The 15849-nt window shown below is 51.9% G+C and carries 19 protein-coding genes; 16 read left to right on the plus strand and 3 right to left on the minus strand.

The genetic code is table 11. From position 1 onward, the window contains the following. Positions 1 to 167 precede the first annotated feature (167 nt). The 11 genes from SELR_RS01535 to hypE all read left to right on the plus strand — a co-directional run bounded on the left by SELR_RS01535 (position 168) and on the right by hypE (position 9742). Entirely contained in the window at positions 168 to 1244 is a 1077-nt protein-coding gene (locus tag SELR_RS01535; protein WP_014423440.1) for a hydrogenase small subunit, read from the plus strand. Positions 1245 to 1260: 16 nt separating this feature from the next. Beyond that, positions 1261 to 3168, plus strand: coding sequence for a nickel-dependent hydrogenase large subunit (locus SELR_RS01540; RefSeq protein WP_014423441.1), 1908 nt, complete (start codon positions 1261 to 1263; stop codon positions 3166 to 3168). A gap of 20 nt (positions 3169 to 3188) precedes the next feature. Beyond that, positions 3189 to 3884, plus strand: coding sequence for a Ni/Fe-hydrogenase, b-type cytochrome subunit (cybH, locus tag SELR_RS01545; protein WP_014423442.1), 696 nt, complete (start codon positions 3189 to 3191; stop codon positions 3882 to 3884). Between the two features lie 221 nt (positions 3885 to 4105). Beyond that, positions 4106 to 4351, plus strand: coding sequence for a heavy-metal-associated domain-containing protein (locus tag SELR_RS01550; protein WP_014423443.1), 246 nt, complete (start codon positions 4106 to 4108; stop codon positions 4349 to 4351). 159 nt (positions 4352 to 4510) lie between these two features. Further along, complete coding sequence (gene hypA, locus SELR_RS01555) at positions 4511 to 4852, plus strand: hydrogenase maturation nickel metallochaperone HypA (RefSeq protein ID WP_041914502.1); 342 nt, start codon at positions 4511 to 4513, stop codon at positions 4850 to 4852. 2 nt (positions 4853 to 4854) lie between these two features. Then, a complete protein-coding gene (gene hypB / locus SELR_RS01560) occupies positions 4855 to 5511 on the plus strand; it encodes a hydrogenase nickel incorporation protein HypB (RefSeq protein WP_014423445.1) in 657 nt (218 codons plus the stop codon). A gap of 15 nt (positions 5512 to 5526) precedes the next feature. Further along, positions 5527 to 6117, plus strand: a complete 591-nt coding sequence (locus SELR_RS01565) for a HyaD/HybD family hydrogenase maturation endopeptidase (RefSeq protein WP_014423446.1) — start codon at positions 5527 to 5529, stop codon at positions 6115 to 6117. 25 nt (positions 6118 to 6142) lie between these two features. After that, positions 6143 to 7357, plus strand: a complete 1215-nt coding sequence (locus tag SELR_RS01570) for a glycosyltransferase family 8 protein (RefSeq protein ID WP_014423447.1) — start codon at positions 6143 to 6145, stop codon at positions 7355 to 7357. Between the two features lie 30 nt (positions 7358 to 7387). Beyond that, positions 7388 to 7624 (plus strand): HypC/HybG/HupF family hydrogenase formation chaperone, encoded by a 237-nt coding sequence (locus SELR_RS01575; RefSeq protein ID WP_014423448.1) that lies wholly within the window; start codon positions 7388 to 7390, stop codon positions 7622 to 7624. A gap of 5 nt (positions 7625 to 7629) precedes the next feature. Then, positions 7630 to 8745 (plus strand): hydrogenase formation protein HypD, encoded by a 1116-nt coding sequence (hypD, locus tag SELR_RS01580; protein ID WP_041914503.1) that lies wholly within the window; start codon positions 7630 to 7632, stop codon positions 8743 to 8745. After that, positions 8735 to 9742, plus strand: coding sequence for a hydrogenase expression/formation protein HypE (hypE, locus tag SELR_RS01585; RefSeq protein WP_014423450.1), 1008 nt, complete (start codon positions 8735 to 8737; stop codon positions 9740 to 9742). The genes hypD and hypE overlap by 11 nt, the downstream gene beginning before the upstream one ends. Positions 9743 to 10102: 360 nt before the next feature. On the opposite strand, the gene SELR_RS17575 is transcribed toward hypE, so the two are convergent. The 3 genes from SELR_RS17575 to SELR_RS01605 form a co-directional block, all read right to left on the minus strand. Beyond that, positions 10103 to 11050, minus strand: coding sequence for a hypothetical protein (locus tag SELR_RS17575; RefSeq protein ID WP_014423451.1), 948 nt, complete (start codon positions 11048 to 11050; stop codon positions 10103 to 10105). A gap of 59 nt (positions 11051 to 11109) precedes the next feature. Further along, entirely contained in the window at positions 11110 to 11475 is a 366-nt protein-coding gene (locus tag SELR_RS01600) for a hypothetical protein (RefSeq protein WP_014423452.1), read from the minus strand. Positions 11476 to 11573: 98 nt separating this feature from the next. Further along, positions 11574 to 11777, minus strand: a complete 204-nt coding sequence (locus SELR_RS01605; RefSeq protein ID WP_014423453.1) for a helix-turn-helix domain-containing protein — start codon at positions 11775 to 11777, stop codon at positions 11574 to 11576. Between the two features lie 145 nt (positions 11778 to 11922). Between SELR_RS01605 and SELR_RS17580 the strand changes: the two genes are divergently transcribed. From SELR_RS17580 to perR, 5 genes are all read left to right on the plus strand, one after another. Beyond that, entirely contained in the window at positions 11923 to 12279 is a 357-nt protein-coding gene (locus SELR_RS17580; RefSeq protein ID WP_014423454.1) for a helix-turn-helix domain-containing protein, read from the plus strand. A 476-nt stretch (positions 12280 to 12755) separates the two neighbouring features. Further along, a complete protein-coding gene (locus tag SELR_RS01615) occupies positions 12756 to 13184 on the plus strand; it encodes a hypothetical protein (protein WP_014423455.1) in 429 nt (142 codons plus the stop codon). A gap of 60 nt (positions 13185 to 13244) precedes the next feature. After that, positions 13245 to 14183, plus strand: a complete 939-nt coding sequence (locus SELR_RS01620) for a cation diffusion facilitator family transporter (protein ID WP_014423456.1) — start codon at positions 13245 to 13247, stop codon at positions 14181 to 14183. A 73-nt stretch (positions 14184 to 14256) separates the two neighbouring features. Continuing rightward, positions 14257 to 15180: a hypothetical protein gene (locus SELR_RS01625; RefSeq protein WP_014423457.1), complete on the plus strand. Its 924-nt coding sequence runs from the start codon at positions 14257 to 14259 to the stop codon at positions 15178 to 15180. A gap of 142 nt (positions 15181 to 15322) precedes the next feature. Further along, entirely contained in the window at positions 15323 to 15754 is a 432-nt protein-coding gene (gene perR / locus SELR_RS01630) for a transcriptional regulator PerR (RefSeq protein WP_014423458.1), read from the plus strand. Positions 15755 to 15849: the final 95 nt, after the last annotated feature.

Genomic DNA, 15849 nt, shown 5'->3' on the forward strand with positions numbered 1-15849 from the left:
AATAAGATTTATAGCGAATTATTATAGGGATAGATATGGCATTTTGTATTTTTTCAGCGTATAATAAAGGAGTTCGCTAATAGATTTTCTTTATAACACCGTAATCGAGCCGACGGTGCAGCAAGTCTAAAGCAATTTTGCAAGGATAGAAATGAGGAGGTAAAAAAGTGGACAAACGGGAGAGTATGTGGGATGTATATCTCAGAAAAGGCATGAGCCGCCGCAGCTTCGTGAAATCTTGCGTAGCTCTGACTTCCCTGATGGGACTCAGCACGGACCAGGTGTCCAAGGTGGTGGAGGCTGCCGAAAAGAAGCCTTTGCCGGTAGTAGTCTGGATTCACGGCCATGAATGCACGGGGTGCGATGAGTCCTTTATCCGTTCCGGTGCGCCGCTGGCTTCGGATCTGGTGCTGAGCCAGATCGCGCTGGAATATGACCACCTGCTGGCAGCCGCCAGTGGCGAGCCTTTTGAGGCCCATCTGGAGGAAACCATCAACAAGTACAAAGGTCAGTACATTCTGTGTGTGGAAGGTGCTGTCTGCACGAAGGACAACGGTGTTTACTGCATGTCCGGCGGCAAGCCCTTCATCGAAACGCTGCAGCACGCTGCCCATAATGCAGCGGCAGTTATCGCCTATGGCACCTGCGCCGCTTCCGGCGGTATCCAGGCTGCCAAACCGAACCCGACGGGTTCATCCGGTATCTCTCATTTCACGGGCAAGACGCCGGTGGTGAATGTGCCGGGCTGCCCGCCGATTCCGGAAGTCATGACGGGCGTGGTCATGCATGTTGCCCTCTTTGGTACGGTTCCGCCCCTTGACAATGAAGGCCGTCCCAAGCAGTTCTATGGCAACCGCATCCACGATACCTGCTACCGCCGTCCCTTCTTCGATGCCGGGATGTTTGCGGAACGCTTCGACGATGCCGGCGCCAAGGCTGGCTGGTGTCTCTACAAGCTGGGCTGCCGTGGCCCCGAGACCTACAACTCCTGCGGCAACCTGCGCTGGTTCCAGGGCATGAGTTATCCGATCCAGTCCGGTGCACCCTGCATTGGCTGCTCCAACGCCCATTTCTGGGACGAAGATCCGATGACTACGCGTATGCCGGAGTATGGCCCCTTGGGCAATGTGGATAAGATCGGTGCCGCCCTGGCCGTTGGTACGGCTGCCGGCGTAGCTGTCCATGGTGCCATGAGCGTCATCCAGAAGCAGAAACGCGAAGCGGAAGAACATGAGAAGGAATAAGGGAGCAGGTGAATAAATGAAACATGTAGTAGTAGATCCGATAACCCGTATCGAAGGCCATCTTCGTGTCGAGGTTCAGGTAGATGAAGCAACAGGCAAGGTCACAGACGCCATTTCCTCCGGTACCGCCTGGCGTGGTCTGGAACTGGTCATGAAGGACCGCGATCCTCGTGATGCCTGGGCTTATATCCAGCGCATCTGCGGCGTGTGCACCACGGCGCACGCTCTGGGCTCTGTCCGTGCCGTTGAAGATGCACTGGGCATCGCCATTCCGAAAAATGCCAACTATATCCGCAATATCATGGCTGCCACCCTTACGGTGCAGGACCATATCGTGCATTTCTATCACCTCCATGCGCTGGACTGGGTAAGCCCGGTGGAAGCGCTGGCTGCTGATGCCATTGCCACGGCCAACCTGCAGAACACTCTGCTGGGGGCCTATAAGCTGCCCTTCCGTGCGCCGAATACTTCCACGACGGAAGCATATGAGCACGATTTCCCCGCCGCTACGCCCCAGTACTTTGAACAGATCAAAGGCAAGGTCAAGGCCATCGTGGAAAGCGGCCAGCTCGGTATCTTCTCCGCCAACTGGTGGGATCATCCCGATTACAAGCTGCTGCCGCCGGAAGTACATCTCCTGGCTGTGGCTCATTATCTGGAAATGCTGGACAAGCAGCGCGAGCTGGTTACGCCCCACGTTATCTTCGGCGGCAAGAACCCCCATCCTCATTATGTGGTGGGCGGCATGCCCTGCTCCATCTCCCTGGACGATGGCAATGCGCCGGTCAACACGGCCCGGCTCGAAATCGTGGACCGCGCCATCAACATGGGCAGAAGCCTCGTGAACAATTACTATCTGCCTGACCTGTTGGCCATCGGCGCAGCATACGTCAAGGCAGGCCGCGTAGATGGCGGCGGCATGGCCAAGACCTGCGTGCTGGGCTATGGTTCTTATCCGATTGAAGGCTATACGGGCACTTCCGATGGCGGCTTCTTCAAGAACCTGCTGATCCGCTGCAACGGTGTCGTAGAAGACTTCGGCAAGGGCCTGGCTGCGGCTAAGTTTACGGAGGTAACGGCGGAAGATGTTACGACGGAAAATATTACGGAAAGCGTTGACCACGCTTGGTATGAGTATCCTGCCGGGAAGAAAGACCTGCATCCTTGGGAAGGTGTTACTGCACCTAAGTTCACCGGTCCTAAAGAGGGCACGGAAACGAATTGGAAGGCGCTCAATGAGTCCGGCAAGTATTCCTGGCTGAAGACGCCGAAATGGAAGGGCAAGCTCTGCGAAGTCGGCCCGCTGGCCCGCTATATCATCATCTACACCAAGGCCAAGAAGGGCCTGCTGCCGGAACCGTCCTGGGCAGAGCAGATGATGCTGGATCAGCTGGATGCCGTGTCCAAGGTCCTTGGTTTGGCTCCGGAAGTATGGCTGCCCACCATGGTTGGCCGTACCGCAGCCCGCGCCCTCGACGCCCAGCTCAATGCGGAGATCAACAAGTTCTTCTTTGACAAGCTCATCGCCAATATCAAGAGCGGTGACACGAAGGTGGCCAACTCCGATAAATGGGACATCAATACCTGGCCGAAGGAATGCAAGGGCGTAGGCATCTACGAGGCACCCCGTGGCGCACTGTCCCATTACATCCATATCAAGGATGGCAAGACCTTCAATTACCAGTGCATCGTGCCCACCACCTGGAATGCCTGCCCCCGGGATGATAACGCCGGCAATGGCGCCTATGAGATGGCCATGAAGGACACCCAGGTGAAAGTGCCCGACAAGCCGCTGGAAATCGTCAAGGTCGTCCGTTCCTTTGACCCCTGCATGGCTTGTGCAACCCATATGTTCAATGCCAAGGGTGAAAAGATCAATGTCATTACCACGGATCCTTATTCTGGTACCCGCGTTGACAAGTAATCTGCAGAAAGGAAAAGGCTATGAAACAAGTAGTTCGCAGGGAATATTACCTGTTTAGTCCCTGGCTGCGGATTTTTCACTGGATTATGGTGGTGAGCATCTGCGTGCTGTTCGCTACAGGCCTGATGATCACCAGCCCATGGATTATCTATTCCGCAGAGCCGACGTTCTCTGGCATGACGGTAGATAACATCCGCAATATCCATTTCCTGGCAGCCTATCTGTTTAGTGCCGCGTTTATCCTGAAAATCTACGGCTTTATCATCAATCCTGGTGATCGGCTGTTCCCCCATGTGTGGAAGGGATATTTCTACAGCAATACAGTAGATGTGGCACTGCATTATATGTTCCTGAGATCGGAGCATGCTTCTTATCTGCGTAACCCGCTGGCACGCTGCTCCTATGCGTTCCTGTATGTACTGGTGTTCATCGAGATCCTGACGGGGTTCGGCATCTACTACATGACGGATCCTTTCGGCATCGGCGGCACCTTGTTCGGCTGGGTAATCCCGTTGCTCGGCGGCGAAATGATGGCGCATCTCGTGCATCATTATGTGGCCTGGGCGATCATCCTGTTTGCCATCGGGCATCTCTACATGGTTATCCGTGCAGAGTTTATGGAAGGGGAGAGCGAGGTTTCCTCGATGTTCTCCGGCAGTAAGATTCTGGCGCATGAACCGAGAGATGCTGGGCATCTCGATGGGACGTTGAAATAAGTCTTTTGTTACTGACCACTGGGCAAGATTGGCTAGCGGTTATAGTTAGTGCGTAATTTCTGTACTTTTCTTTGGTGCAAAGAAAAGTACCAAATACCCTTACGGGCACAGGCGAAACAGCGGACTGAAATCGCATCACGCGATTTACGTCCGCCGGCGCTCTTCCTTGAGCGCCGGGCAACGATAACGCACGATTTGATTCAATAAAGGAGGCTTTGCCCATGTGTAAAGAATGTGGTTGCGGGCATGAGGGTGCTTCAAATACCCGCCTGCAGTTTACGGTGCATGGTTATACTGAGGAGATTGCTCAGGAAGTGGAAAAAGAGCTCTTGGGAATGCCCGGGGTTCTGTATGTTCACATCCATGCCCACGATGGTGAGACGACGGTGGATTACAATCCGGAGAAGACGAAGCTCGGAGAGATCCTGAAGGCTTTGAACAATCGCGGATTGGATGCCATCCTGTAACAGCTTTGGATTACGCCTTCCCTGCCCTTATTAGTGTTGGCGGGGGAGGCGTTTTCATTATGTATCCGCTGGGGGAACTCTCCCAAAAAGATGCGAATTAAAAGCCTTCCCCTTGAGGGGAAGGTGGCAGCCGACAGGCTGACGGATGAGGTGGAAGAAATGCATGAAATGGCCATTGCCGAAGGCATCCTGGATATTGCTCTGGACTATGCAAAGGAGAACGATGCCAAAAAAATCAATGAGATCGGTCTGCTGCTCGGAGAGATGTCCGGCGTGGAGGTGGATTCCCTGGAATTTTCCTTCAACATGCTGGTGCAAGGCACGATTGCCGAAGGCGCGCAGCTCAAGATAAAGCATGTGCCGCTCGTGGGCAGGTGCAGCAAATGCGGCAAGGAATATCATATCGAACATTATGATTTCTGGTGTCCCGAATGCGAGAATGGTGTATTGACCACCATCAGCGGGCGGGAGATGCAGGTGGAATATCTGGAGGTTGACTAAATATGGAGATCAAGGTTATCAAGAATATCTTAGGGGAAAACGACCGCATTGCGGCGGAGAATCAGGCCATGTTTGCGGATAAAAAGGTCTTTGTGCTGAACTTTATGGGCTCGCCGGGGGCAGGGAAAACTTCCGTATTGGAAAAGACCATGGAACGCCTCAAGGATAAGATTCATATGGCCGTTATTGAGGGCGACCTTTTCACCAGCAAGGATGCGGAGCGCATCGATAAGTACGGCGTGCCGGTAATCCAGATCAATACAGCGGGCGGCTGCCACCTCGATGCCAACATGGTGCAGAAGACCGTCAAGGAGATGAACCTCGATGATTTGGACCTGCTGGTGGTCGAAAATGTCGGCAATCTCGTGTGCCCCGCAGAATTCCCGGTAGGCGAGGATGCCCGCGCCGTGGTGCTCTCGGTGACCGAAGGCGATGATAAGCCGCTCAAATACCCATTGATGTTCAAGGAAAGCGAGATCGCGCTGATCAACAAGGTGGATTTGGCACCCTATTGCAATTTCAATATGGAGTCGGCCAAGAAGGATATCACGAGCCTGCATCCGGGAATCGATGTGCTGGAGGTGTCCTGCACGAAAGGCGATGGCATTGATGCCTGGTGCGATTGGCTGCTCAGGAAGATTGCGGCAAAACAGGGATAAGTGAGGAAGAAAGAAATGGCAGATATTTTTACGGCAGGCGGTACATCGCCCTTGGACAATGTGCTCTATAAGAATGAAGTGACGATCTTGGGCATCGGTAATATCATCCTGCGAGATGAAGGCTTCGGCGTGCGCGTGGCAGAATACCTCGACAAGCATTATGAATTCCCTGATAACGTGCAGATCGTGGACGGCGGAACGCTCGGCATTGAGCTTACGCAGTATGTGACGGGGACGGAAAAGTTATTGGTGATTGACTCCATCAATGGCGGGGCTGAACCGGGTACTACTTTCCGCTTCCATAACGATGATGTGATGGAGCATTTTCAGGACAAACTCTCGGCCCATGAGGTCGGCATTCAGGATGTGCTCGGCCTGCTCACGGTTACGGGGCATAAGATACCCGACGTGGTCGTGATTGGCGCCCAGCCCTACGATGTGGAAGCCGGCGTGGAACTGTCTGACGGCATGATGAAGCTTTTGCCACAGATGGTGGAACAGGCACTCTCGGAACTTAAGACCTGGGGGATTGAGCCACAGAAGCGCGATGTGGCCGAAGTGATGGACTATAATACCGTGGCTGAGGATTTTTCGGCAACAAGATAACGCAAGCCTGTATGGGGGAGGGGATATGGTTATGGTTCATGTATGTTATTCCCTATATGATAAAAATGGCCACTTCAGCAAGATATTGGGCACATCCATGCTCTCCTTGTTGGAGAATGCTTCCGCACCACTGACAATCCATTTACTTTGTTTTGGCAAGCTTTCTGAACCCACATTGGACCGGTTCCGCAGGCTGGCAGGTCAATATGGGCAAAGGCTCTGTCTTTACGATGTGTCAGATTGGAATTCTCCGGTATTGCCCCTGATGCATCCGGCATGGCTGGAAAAGTTCAGTCCGGCGGCAATCAACCGGTTGTTCATTTGGGATATCTTGCCGCCGGATGTGCAGCGTATCATCTGGTTGGATGCAGATACCATCGTCAATCTGGATATTGTCGAGTTATGGCAGGAACAAACAGGTGCCAATGGCTTTGCAGCGGTGGTGGATAATATCGTAGCCAATTTGTACGGAAAAGAGAGCATTCTGGCAGAAGATAAGGATTTTGATGCGAAACGCTACGTTAATGCGGGTGTGGTCTTGATGGAGCGGGCGCGCTTCTGCCAACCGGATTGGGGGAACAAGATCGTCCGATTTATGGAGCGGTATCCCCACGCCTGGTACTGTGAACAGGATATCCTGAATTATTATTATGGGCAGACTGGTGCGCTGTTGCCAGAGCGCTACAATACGCTGGTAGGGTGGCAGCAGGTTCAACATCGTGAAACGGTGGAGGCCTGCATTTACCATTATTCGGGCAGTGCTTATAATTTTAATTTTGCCGATGTATATACAAAACTGTTTTTTAGTTATTTTGTAAAGACACCATGGTATGATCTGGATTTCTTGCGGCGGTTATGTTCTGTGATTCCTGCGGTGCATGATGGGCGGACGCTGCTCCTGCGCAGCCGCTATCAGCTGCTGGAGGGCAGGCGAAAAATTGCCGTGGGGGCTGCGGAGCATGAAGCGCAGATCCGCGAGGTCATGCAGCTGGCAGACGAGGAGAGCTACCTTGTCTTTGTCCCGGGGAAGCGGCAGCAGGCGATAGATCTGGCTGGGCTGGCTGGTATGCGCCGTGACCATGTGATCCTGTTGTTTGACGGCAGTTATGCGGATTTAGCAGATTCCCTGGTGCAATATGGCTGCCGGGAAGATGTGGATTTCGTCAATGGCGCGGAATTCCTGACCTTGGCGGAGGGCTGCCCGCCCCATGATGAACATGCCATTTTCATGCAGCTGTAAGGCTGCGGGTTGATTTTAGGAGGAATTTATATGTGTTTGGCCGTTCCTGCCAAAGTGATTGAGATAAAGGATGCCATGGGCACGGTGGATATTGCGGGGGTTACGCGTGATGTGAGCCTGATGCTGCTGCCGGAGACGCAGATTGGGGACTATGTCCTCGTTCATGCTGGTTTTGCCATGCAGAAGGTCGAGGAGAAGGACGCGCAGGAGACCTATGCGCTGATGGCGGAGATGCGTGGCGCGCCGAGGACGGTGGATAAGCTGTGACGGAAATGAAGGAGAAATTGACGAAAGCCGAGGAGCGGGAGTTTGCTCAGGAACTCGTGCAGAAAATCGGGGAACTGGCCGCCACCACGGGGCGCAAACTGCGCTTTATGGAAGTCTGCGGCACGCACACGGTGGCGATTTTCCGCGCAGGGCTGCGGCAGATGCTGCCGGAAACGGTGGAGCTGGTGTCCGGCCCAGGGTGTCCGGTCTGCGTGACGCCGGATGATTATATGGACAAGGCCATTGCCTATGCCCAGCGGGACGATGTGATCATTGCGACCTTTGGCGATATGCTCAAAGTGCCAGGTTCCAAGTCGAGCCTGAACGAGGCCAAGACGGGAGGTGCGGATATCCGCATTGTCTATTCCCCCATGGACAGCATCGCGATTGCCAAAGACAATCCCGACAAGAAGGTCATCTTCCTGGCCGTGGGCTTTGAGACCACGGCGCCCACGGCGGCCGCGACGGTGCTGGCCGCGGAGCAGCAGGGAATCACGAATCTCTTTATGCTTTCGGCGCAGAAGCTCGTGCCGCCGGTGATGGAAGTCCTGCTCAATGATGAAGAAGTCCATGTGGATGGCTTCATCCTGCCGGGGCATGTTTCGGTGGTCACGGGGACTGGCGTCTATAAGCCGGTCATAGAGAAATATCATGTGCCCGGTGTGGTCACGGGCTTTGAGCCGGTGCAGATCCTGCGCGGGCTTTACCGTCTCGTGCAGCAGGTGGTGAAGGGCGAGGCCAAAGTGGAAAATGAGTACACCGATGTGGTGAAGCCCGAGGGCAATCCGGTATCCATGGCCATCACGAACAAGGTCTATGAGCCCTGTGATACCGGCTGGCGTGGCATGGGCGTCGTGCCCTTGTCCGGGCTGAAGATGCGGGACGAATACGCCCGCTTCGATATCGAAGAGGTTCTGCCCGTTGAGGTGGAGACCATCACGAAAAAGACGGCTTGCCGTTGTGGTGAGGTGCTCAGAGGCATCGTGACGCCGAAGGAGTGCCCGCTGTTTGGCAAGGCCTGTGTGCCCACGCATGCTATCGGCCCTTGCATGGTGTCGGTGGAGGGCGTCTGTGCTGCCTGGTATAAATATGGTCAAGGGAGGTTTGCATATGGCAAATGATAGAGTAACCCTGGCCCATGGTGCCGGGGGCAAGGTGAGTCAGGAACTCATGGAGCAGGTGATCCTGCCGGCTTACGGCAATCCGGTGCTCAATACGCTCCATGATGGAGCTTTGGTGAAGATGAGCGGGGAGGTGGCCTTTACTACGGATTCCTATGTGGTGCAGCCGCTGTTCTTCGCGGGCGGCAATATCGGCAAGCTCGCCATCTGCGGCACGGTCAATGATTTGGCCATGACCGGTGCGGTTCCGCGCTATATTTCCGTGGGTATGATCATCGAGGAAGGGTTCCCCATCAAGGACCTGCAGACCATCGTGACTACCATGCGCAAGATGGCGGATGAGGCTGGCGTGGTCATTGCCACGGGCGATACGAAGGTCGTGGAAAAGGGCAAGGCTGACGGTATTTTCATCAATACCGCCGGCATTGGCGACAAGATTCCGGGGACGGATATCAGCCCCCTGAATGTGAAGCCGGGCATGAAGGTGATTTTGTCCGGTTATATCGGTGACCATGCGGCGGCCATCATGGCCGGGCGGCATAACATCAACCTGCCCGCCAGCGTGCAGACGGACTGCGCGCCGCTAAACAAGATGACGAAGGCCATGCTCGAGGCGGCACCGGATATCGCCGTGTTGCGCGATCCCACCCGCGGCGGCGTGGCGGCGGTGCTCAATGAGATTGCTGTGGCCTCGAAGTGCGGCATTCTCATTGACGAGGATGATATCCCCATCCATCCCGAAGTTCAGGGAGTCTGCGATATGCTGGGCTTCGATCCCCTGTATCTGGCCAACGAAGGCAAATGCGTGGCCTTCGTGCCCGCAGAGAGCGCCGAAAAAGTCCTCAAGGCCATGCGGACCAGCCCCTATGGACAGGAAGCCCGCATTATCGGCGAGGTGACGGCAGAGGCGCCGGGAACCGTCGGTCTGCGGACAGGCATCGGCGGTATCCGCGTGGTGGATATGCCGCTGGGCAACATCGTGCCCAGAATTTGTTAAGGAAAAATAAAAAGAGCCATCTGGTCAAGATGGCTCTTTTTTCGTCCAATCAGCGGACTCCGTGCGTCACAGGCGGTCAACCTGCAACGCATTATGCTTATACAACCTTTAGCTACGGATATTGTAGCATAGTTTTCAATAAAATGCTATAATTATTTTGCTGTGCGCCTCTCAGCGGAAGGGAGGTTTCGTTTATGCATCCTTTAGCTTTATTGCGCGACTTCCTGCTTTCTTTGATTGCAGGATTGCTTGCCAATTATTTGTTTACCGTGCTGATGAAGTAGTACAGCAATCAGTAAATACCTCGGGCAAAGGTCAGCCGTAGAGGGAGAAGAGCCACCAGCAGGTGGCTCTTCGTATTTATAATCCGTTTATCATCCAATATCTGTCAGTGTTATTGTAAAATGAATATGGATCATCCCTTTTGAACCCTTTGTTTCCTGCAATTTCGCAAATTACCACATTGCCTGTAGATTTATATCCTGCACTGTCTATGGTATCGCCTGTTAAATTTATTGTAAAATTGTTAACATTTATCCCGGCATCTTTTACAGTTTGAACTAATTTCATGCATTGGCGTGATGTGCTGATAATATTGCGTTCGTGCTCATCTTGGACAGCGTAGTTAACAATATTATCTATCCCGTTAGTATCGTGCTTAAAAGTGGCTCGTTCAGTAATAATCACATCAACCATACCATTTCCTAATTCATTGTATCGTATCTTTCCTGCTTTTTCCAATGATGTAAGTTCCTTACGTTTTTTTTCTTCTTCAACTTGTTTCTTTTCGGCTAGTGCTGCTTCCTCTTTGGCTTTTTTTACATTATCTTCTTTTTCCTTTATGAAGGAATCAACATCTTTTAAGGCCTTTTCTTTTGCTATTGGTTCTGGTTCATTTTTTTGATATTCCTGGAATTTTGCGTTGAATACATTCCTTTCGTCTTCTGGTAAATTGGTGATTCGCTCGGCCATTTTTTGTTCTTTTGCGGCTTGCTCCTTGGCTTCTTGCTCAGCTTGTTGTTGGGCTTTTTGTTTCGCTTCCTGTTCAGCTTTGATTTGCTGTTCTGCTGCGTAGCGAGCTTTTTCTTCAGGCGTGAGTTCTGGCTTGATAGCAAAACTTAAAATTATGGAACCTATACATAAAATGCCTACAAGACGTTTCGTTTTACTTATTTTGATGTATTGAGGATTATTTTCATAATTATCACCTGCATTTATCCGTGCTTTCCTCTTTTTCCACCAAAGAATAATAAACGCGATAAGTAATGGGAAGAATAGTAGGAAAAGCAGAAGAGAAAGTGTAGACATGATACATACCTCCTATTCATAACATGGACTTTTTTTATGAAGATGATATGCATACTATATCAGTATTGTTCAATCTTTATAACTTTGCCGCCGGAAAAAATTGCTTTTACCATCCACCAACTGGTAATTGTGGCAAAACCACCAAAGGTAAAGTCGAAGCGTAATCGAATAAAATCACCATTGTTGATTTTGAAACTAAATGGACGACTTTTTAGGAAGGACCAATTCATTTTTATACGTATTTCATGCAGACCAAGGGGAACTTCAAAGCGTTGCTTGTCGCCATTGCTGATGCGGCCTATTTCTGTATCATCAAGATATACCTTGCAGGCACATAACATGCCTACATAGCGACTGATGCGGTAAACCTCGATGATAGCCGGTTCAGTGTTGGTAGTTAATTGTGCATTGTTGGTCGAATCCATGATAAATTCTCCTCCTTTTAGATACATAGTATGCAACTTTTTAGACATGCTATTGCATGAAAAAATATTGTTTCAAATTTTATATATAAGTTTGATTCTTATATATGTTTGGTTTTCGATTCGGGAAGAAGCGCTTCTAAGGGGCAGGACAAAATGTCCGCTAATTGACGTAGCTTATTTGTACGGGGATTATTTATGCCAGTTTCCCATTTTGCAATAGTTGACCTATCAACACCGATTTTTGTTGCCAGATCCTGTTGACTGAGTTTTTGTGTCTTGCGCAGTTCGCGGATGCGGTTCATGACGCGTCCTCCTGTGACTATAACGCACACTGTATATTATGAATTATACGACAATTGCCGGTGATAGTCAATAAAATAGTGCGTGAAACTCACATCTTGTGCCGACGGTCATTTCCTGTAAAATTAATATATAGGGAGTGGTTCTATGAGTATCACGGGACAGCGGTTGCGCCTGCTGCGTGAGGAAAAGCAATGGTCGCAGGAAGTGGTGGCGAGAAAAATCGGCATTTCGCGGACGGCGTACAATAAATATGAGAGTGGTGTTATCCAACCGGTTCGGAAGATAAAGGAACTGGCTGGTATATTTGGCGTGAGTGCCGATTACATTTTAGGCAGTGCAGATAATGTGTCGTCTGTTGGTGATGCCGTCCCCAAGGTTCACCGTCAGATGCGCAAATATATGGATTTAAGTGATAATGGTCGGGAAATTGTGGATATAACACTAGATGCTGTTTATGAAAGAGAAGAGCGAAAAAGTATGTTGCCGAGTGGGGATATGTGAAGTTAATAACTTCATTAATAAATGTGGGGCGTGCCAAGAAACGCTTTTCTGATGAGTGGGGGATACGTTACCACGACTTGGCTTTAAGCTATGAAACATTCAGCTGATGGAAAAGGTATGTTGAGAAGCCCTGCCTTAGAAGGGGTTCTTTTATTTTTTGTGTGCACAAGCCCCCGCCCCTCGAAGTCCAGTCCTGCACGCGGTAGAGGGCTTCAGCCTTCAGGATGTGTTTGGCTTTCTTGGTACGATGATAATGCGTACTAAAGGCCGCTGAGCTAAGCGAGGGCTGTCGCGGCCCGGCGGCTCAGCGGAAGGACGTGACAGCCCCGGCCGTCTGACGGCATCAGCTTCGGGAATCGATGTAACCCGTGCTCCGGGAATCGCTGCAATCCACCTTGCATCAAATAATCTTTTTCGCTATAATGAGTCTTGTTCAGCAAATATATTACCAAGGATCAAAGAAAGAAGCGAAATAGATGAAATTGAAACGGATCTTGCCGTTGTTATGCGGCCTGTGGCTGATGGCGGTATCTACGTCCTTTGCCATGGAGAATATGGAATTTGTGGATGCTTCAGGCCCCACCGGCTATTATGTGGACACGAACTCCATCACCTATGCCAAGCGGGCGGAGCTGCAGCCGGATGGTAAGAAGAAGGACTATGAGCTGGTGCAGGCCCGTGTAGCGGTGGTGAAGGCCCGCACGAACCGCTGCTATACCTACCTCATGGAATTCAACAAGGAAAAGATGGTTTATCGCACCCTGGCCTGCAAGGTACAGGCCTACGATACCAAGAAGATTGTGGAAGAAAATAAGGACGTATCCCCGGAACTGCCCTTTGTGGAGACATCACCCATGCAGGAAGTGGTGGACTTTATCTACGAGCAGCCGCGCCAGGGAAATTGAATGATCGGAGTCTCTCCCTGAGAAGGGAGAGGCTTTTCGCATATAGAATGGAGGGATAGCATGACAGAGATAGACATTTTGAAGAAAGACACAGCGTATTTATCCATTATTTCCAACACCGTGCTGGTGCTGCTGAAACTGCTGGTGGGCGTCTGGGTGGGGGCCGTGAGCCTGATTTCCGAGGCCCTGCATTCCAGCGTGGACCTCGTGGCCTCCCTGATTGCCTTCTGGGCGGTGAAAAAGTCCGTCACGCCACCGGATACGGAGCATGACTACGGTCATGGCAAGTTCGAGAACCTGTCGGCGGCGGTGGAGGCCCTGCTGATCGTGGCGGCGGCCGGCGGTATCGTCTATGAGGCCTTTGAACACTTGGGGCAGGACAAAGTACCGGAACTTCTGCATTTCGGTGTGGCCATCATGCTGGTTTCCATCGTCATCAACATCATCGTGTCCCAGCGGCTGATCAAGGTGGGCAGGCTTACCGAATCCCAGGCCTTGGAGGCAGACGGCCTGCATCTGCGGGCGGATGTCTGGACCTCCGTGGGGGTAATGGCCGGCTTGATCCTCATGGAATTCACGGGCTGGGCCTGGCTGGATGGCGTCATTGCCATTGCAGTGGCCCTGATCATCTTCCGGGAGGGCTGGAAGATGGTGGTGGATTCCACCATGGAGCTTACCGATGTGAGCCTGCCGGAGGAACAGGAAAACCGCATTATGGCCATCATCGATGATATCCCTGAGGTCAAGGGCTGCCACTGCCTGCGTACCCGCAAATCCGGCTCCTATAAACTGCTGGATGTCCATGTGCTTTTTGATGGCAACATGCATCTGGCCCAGGTCCATGCCATCTGCGATGAGCTGGAGGAGCAGATCCGTGCCGAGTTCGGCGCCTTCGATATCCTGATCCATCCGGAACCGGCAGGCTATCATGCCCCGGAAACCAAGGCGGAGCAGTATGAGCTGGCCAAAAAGCAGGAAAAAATTGAGGTTTCTAACTAGTTTTTAAGATATTTGCGCTAAAATATGGTAAAATGATAGAGGTTCTGATGACGAAATGAATGGAGGAACGAACATGAAATTCCGCAAAGTATGTGTCGCCTTCCTGTCGGCACTGATGATAACAACATCCACGGGGATGGCTGTTGCTGCTACCCCGGAGACGGTGCAGGCAAAGCTGGCCGTCATGGAAAAGGACACCTATGGCACGGAGCAGACCGGTGCCATCCTGGACCGCATCAACAAGCTGGAGAAAGATTATGACGGTGCGCATCGCTCGGGCAGCATGATGGCCAGAGTGGACGCCCTGTACGATGAAGTCTACAAGAACAACGGCCAGCCTTCCGTCCTGGCCCAGCTCAATGCCATCGAGTGGAATATCGACCACGAAGCCAGCATGAATTCTGTGGAAAAGCGCGTGGCTGACATGGAGATGACCATCAACGGCCAGACCACGGAAGGCACCTACAAACAGCGCATTACCAATCTGGCCAATGCTTCTTTCGGCACGACGCAGCTGCCCATGGAAAAAGTAACCGTGCCGAAGAATACCTTGATTAAAGTTGCCTTGGTGGACCCGGTGAAATCCAAGAATCTCAAGAAGGGCGATACCATCCGTTATAAAGTCGCTGCCGATGTCATCGTCAATGGCAAGTTGGTCTTTGCCAAAGGCGAACCGGGAGATGGTACGGTCAACAGCGTGAAGCAGGCCAAGAATTTCGGCCGCAATGCCAAGCTGGACATCGACTACAAGCAGGTTAAGTCCATTGATGGCACCTACGTGGCCACCTTTATGGGCGAGGAGTCCAAAAAGGAAATGAAGAACCTGGCCATGGCCGCCGGTGCCAGCCTGGCCGGCATCGTGCTCTTAGGCCCCATCGGCGTGATTGGCGGTGCCTTTGTCAACGGCAAGAACATCGACCTGCCTGCCGGCACGGAGTTCTACATCCAGACGAAGAACGATACCACCTTGTACGGTGTGGCAACTACAGCCCAATAAGATCTGTGCGCGGAAAAGGCGTTAAAAATGAGGAAGCCAAATGGAGGCTTCCTCATTTTGCTGTTGACAGGGAGGGGGGAAATCATTAAAATAGTTGCTAAATAATAATTGTTATTCGTTACTTAAAGAAAGAAGGTAGATCATGCGTCCCCCATTGAAACCGAAGGAAGTGACTGCGCTGCTGCGGGAGCGCGGTTTCAAGGTTACGCCGCAACGGTTGGCGGTGTACAGTGCCCTGGCCCATACCAATGAGCATCCCAGTGCGGAGACACTTTACAGCCAGCTGATCGAGGATTATCCCACCATGAGTCTGGCCACGGTTTATAAATCTGTGAAGATTTTCTGCGAGGTGGGCATTGCCCAGGAACTCAATGTGGGGGAGGATTCCTTCCGCTACGATGCCAGAGTTCAGCCCCACCCCCATATCCACTGCATCCAGTGCGGCCGGGTGGATGATGTAAAGACGCTGCCTACGGACAGTTTCAGCCAGCAGGTGACGGAGGCGACCGGCTACCAGCTGACAGGCCAGCAGTATTATTTCTATGGTTTATGCCCTGCCTGCCAGCAAAAATAAGAGGCCGCTGCATGAGTGAAAATCAACTTATGCAGCAGCCTTTATTGTTGTATAGGAACCAATGTTAACTTTGTTATATGTTAAGGTTGACAATG

The sequence above is a fragment of the Selenomonas ruminantium subsp. lactilytica TAM6421 genome (assembly GCF_000284095.1).
In the GTDB taxonomy this organism is placed as follows: Bacteria; Bacillota; Negativicutes; order Selenomonadales; family Selenomonadaceae; genus Selenomonas_A; species Selenomonas_A lactilytica.